This is a genomic window from Mesorhizobium sp. M7A.F.Ca.CA.002.09.1.1, from assembly GCF_003998555.1.
GTDB classification, from domain to species: domain Bacteria; phylum Pseudomonadota; class Alphaproteobacteria; order Rhizobiales; family Rhizobiaceae; genus Mesorhizobium; species Mesorhizobium ciceri.
The window spans coordinates 1-3,727 of record NZ_RZRR01000576.1 but is presented as its reverse complement, the minus strand read 5'-3'; the positions used below and the strand labels follow the sequence as shown (position 1 = coordinate 3,727).

At 58.1% G+C, this 3,727-nt stretch carries 3 protein-coding genes; 1 reads left to right on the top strand and 2 read right to left on the bottom strand.

Going from position 1 to position 3,727, the window contains the following annotated elements:
- Nucleotides 1–253: 253 nt before the first annotated feature.
- Nucleotides 254–2,155 (bottom strand): methanol/ethanol family PQQ-dependent dehydrogenase, encoded by a 1,902-nt coding sequence (locus EN994_RS22295; RefSeq protein ID WP_013532070.1) that lies wholly within the window; start codon nucleotides 2,153–2,155, stop codon nucleotides 254–256.
- A gap of 686 nt (nucleotides 2,156–2,841) precedes the next feature.
- Between EN994_RS22295 and EN994_RS22290 the strand changes: the two genes are divergently transcribed.
- Nucleotides 2,842–3,195: a hypothetical protein gene (locus tag EN994_RS22290; protein ID WP_013532069.1), complete on the top strand. Its 354-nt coding sequence runs from the start codon at nucleotides 2,842–2,844 to the stop codon at nucleotides 3,193–3,195.
- Nucleotides 3,196–3,319: 124 nt separating this feature from the next.
- On the opposite strand, the gene EN994_RS22285 is transcribed toward EN994_RS22290, so the two are convergent.
- On the bottom strand, nucleotides 3,320–3,727 hold a 408-nt coding region (locus EN994_RS22285), incomplete at its 5' end, for a quinoprotein dehydrogenase-associated SoxYZ-like carrier (protein ID WP_127307810.1).

The following is a 3,727-nucleotide window of genomic DNA, read 5'->3' as shown; positions in this document are numbered from 1 at the left end:
GGCCCGGACGAGGCTCGAGCTTGCCAGAGGCAGCAGAGCCAGGACGAAAGCCGAAATTACAATGCGAACGGACATTCAAACGCTTCCTTCATTTGCCAATGGACACGGTTTTGCTGTCGCGACCGGCATTGATCGGTGTTTTTGGGTGCGTAACCGAATCGAGAGCCCGGCCATGGCTTCCGGATGTCCGGGCTCTCGTTCTTCAAGCCTTTGGTCTCACAAGACCTGAGGCATGCTCAAGGTTCCCAGCGCATCAATCCGGGAGACCGAAGACGGTGAGCTGACCGCCCAGCGTCGTGTAGTCGGCAAGTGCCGCGTAGCCGCCGACGGCACCCAGGCCAGCTGTACCAACGACAGCGGCTTGGTCGCCTTGCGCGCGGCCCTGATCGACGGCGCCATGCCAGGCAGCGGCGTTGTCAGGCGAAAGCAGGCCGCCTGCCAGGCCGATACCAGCCCATCCACCGACGCCCGACAGAACGGCGATATACTGCTTGCCGCCCTGCTCGTAGGTCGTGATGTTGCCGATGATGCCGGACGGGGTCTTGAACTTGTAGAGTTCCTTGCCGTCCTTATCGACCGCCTTGATGTAGCCTTCGAGTGTACCGTAGAAGACGACGTCGCCATCTGTCGCCAACGCGCCCGACCACACCGAGAACTGCTCGGGCTTCGACCAGACGATCTCGCCCTTGGCCGCATCCCAGGCAATGAAGTTGCCCATGTTGCCGTCGCCGCCAGGTGCGGGATACATCGACACGGTGGCGCCAACATAAGGCTGACCGGCGGTGTAGCTCACCTTGTAAGGCTCATAGTCCATGCAGACATGGTTGGTGGGGACATAGAACAGCCCGGTCTTCGGCGAATAGGCCGCCGGCTGCTGGTCCTTCGTTCCAAGCGCCGCCGGGCAGATGCCCGTCGAGTTGGTGTCTTCGCCGTTCTGCTGGGTCGAATATTTCGCCACGACCTGCGGGCGACCATACTGTTCGCTCTTGGGGTCCATGACGACTTCGGTCGCCCAGTTCACGGCCGGATCGTATTTCTTGGCGACGAGAAGGTCGCCGGTGGCGCGATCCATGGTGTAGGCAAAACCATTGCGATCGAAATGCACCAGCACGTCGTGCTTGGCGCCGTTGACCTCCATGCCATCGACGAGGATCATCTCGTTGATGCCGTCATAGTCCCATTCGTCATGCGGGGTCATCTGGTAGAGCCATTTGGCAACACCAGTATCCGCATCGCGGGCCATGATCGTCATCGACCAGCGATTGTCGCCGGGGCGTTGGACCGGGTTCCACGTCGAGGGATTGCCGGTGCCATAATAGACCAGGTTCAGCTTGGGATCATAGGAATACCATCCCCATGTCGTGCCGCCGCCGGTCTTCCACTGCTCGCCTTCCCAGGTGTTCGTGCCGGAATCCTTGCCAACCGGCTTGCCGAGTTGCGTGGTCTTCTCGGGATCGATCAGGGTGTCTGCGTCCGGACCTTCCGAATAGGCTTTCCAGGCGAGTTTGCCATCTTTCAGATTGTAGGCGGCCAGCCAGCCGCGAACGCCGAATTCGGCGCCGGAGACGCCGATGAGCACCTTGTCCTTGACGACGACGGGGGCAGCCGTACCAGATTCGCCTTTGCCGCCATCGGTCTGGTCGCCGTTCTTGACCGACCAGACGACCTTGCCAGTCTTCGCGTCGAGGGCGACGACTGTGGTGTCGGCCTGATTGAGAATGATCTTGCCGTCACCATAGGCAACGCCACGGTTGACCGTATCGCAACACATGATCGGAATGACGTTGGGATCCTGCTTGGGTTCGTACTTCCAAAGGATCTTCCCGTCATTCTTGAGATCGAGCGCAAAGACATTGTTCGGGAAAGGCGTGTGGACATACATCACATCGCCGATGATAAGCGGTCCACCCTCGTGGCCTCGTAGCACGCCGGTGGAAAAGGTCCACTTGACCTGCAGGTTCTTCACATTGTCCGCAGTAATCTGGTTGAGTTTGGAATAGCGGGTGTTGGCGTAGTCACCCGTCTGCATTGCCCAGTTCTTCGAATCCGAAGCCAGCTTTGCAAGGTCCTCATTAGCCGACGCCGTATAGGCCGCGCCGAGCGACAGAAACGCCGCAGTGGTTAGAATATAGGTAGCTTTCGTAAGTACACGCATCCGAATTCCTCCCGAGGTTCATAGTGATGAATCATTTGCTGAGCCCACAAGGGCTTGCCCAAGCGATTCACGGGGGGGAAATATTTCCGGCAGCGTGTCACGACCTAAGCCAGATGTGCAGAGGGCACCGTTACTGCCCACCTCACCTTGGCCTACGAAAGACTGTCGCCGCTCCCTAATGACGGTGACGCCCTTGAAGCCGGAAACAGGGTGAGGCTATGTCATCGTAAAAGGCTAGGCAAGCAAAAAAGCCTGCTGGTGTTTTTGCACCGCAATATCGTAAATGATGCGGTGCAATATAAGAAAATAAGCAGGACGGTATTTGTTAGATAAAGTATTTATGACCGCGAAATAACGATGGGGCGCATAAAATTTAGTTATTTTTTGATTTTTACATTTCGCCTAAGCGTTGATTTTATTTGGAGGTATTCGCTTCGATGTCTCGGCATGGTCATGCGCGTGCTCCATTGGGAATCGATAGTGGGCCAAGCATGAGATGATCGTTGGAGTCGGGGCGTGGAGCAGGCCACGGAGCCGCCATGCGGAACCACGGTCGACAAGCCCCGCATTCCTCCTTTGGTCGCATACGGAAGCCATGGGCGCTTGACTGACTCTGCTGCACGTTGCCAACTGCCACGGTGATCCCGACTGGGCGCATCGCGCCTAGGCTAACCGGAGGTTTTCCCGTGATCAGATATGTTGGATTTTCGACTTTGCCGCTGCTCCTTGCCGCGCCGCTGGCCTTCGCAAACCCGGCGGGCGCCGCGGGTGATTACCCGACAGCAACGATCGCCGACTACGTGCTCGGCTGCATGCAGACGAACGGCCAGACACGTCAGGCGCTGGAAAGCTGTTCCTGCTCGATCGACGTCATCGCCTCGATCCTTCCCTACGACCACTATGAGAGAGCCGAGACTTTCAAGAGCATGTCTTTGACCACAGGCGAAAGCGCGGCGCTGTTTCGCGAAAGCGCACCGGCGAAGGCAGCCCGTACCGAATTGAAGCGCGCGCAGTCGGAAGCCGACGTGCGCTGCTTTTAGAGCCTGCTCCATCCGGAAGCCGGATGGAGCTCCGTCCTCTGCCCGGGCGTGATCTTCCCGAACGAGCTCCATTTTCGGGATCAAGTGGCAAGCACCCGGCAGTCCAGCGCAAGATATCGAGACTTCAGAGTCCCGCTGTCTCGAGCGGCCACTGATTGCGAAATGTTTTGCCGTCCGTATCGATCGCTTCAACCTGGATTTCGCCATTGCCGTGCACGGTGAAATCGAATCGGAAGTTGGGGTCTTCCGAAATCGATATTCCACCTTCCATGGAGAGGATCGGCCGGCCGGCTTGGGAGATCGACAGTTTCTGGACAAAATGCGCCGGTATGAAATATTGGGTCAGCGGATCCCGCTGCAGCCCCGAATTGTTAGGGTGCCGGATCATCAACTGCAGTTCCTCGGTCTTGGTCATCGTCTCTTTGGGCGGGAACTGGCGCAGCTTCATCTGACCCATTGTCGCGTTGGCCTCGTCCTGGTTCTTGACCGCAGGGGCGGAGCAGCCACCTGACGCCTTGACGAAGGTCTGTAC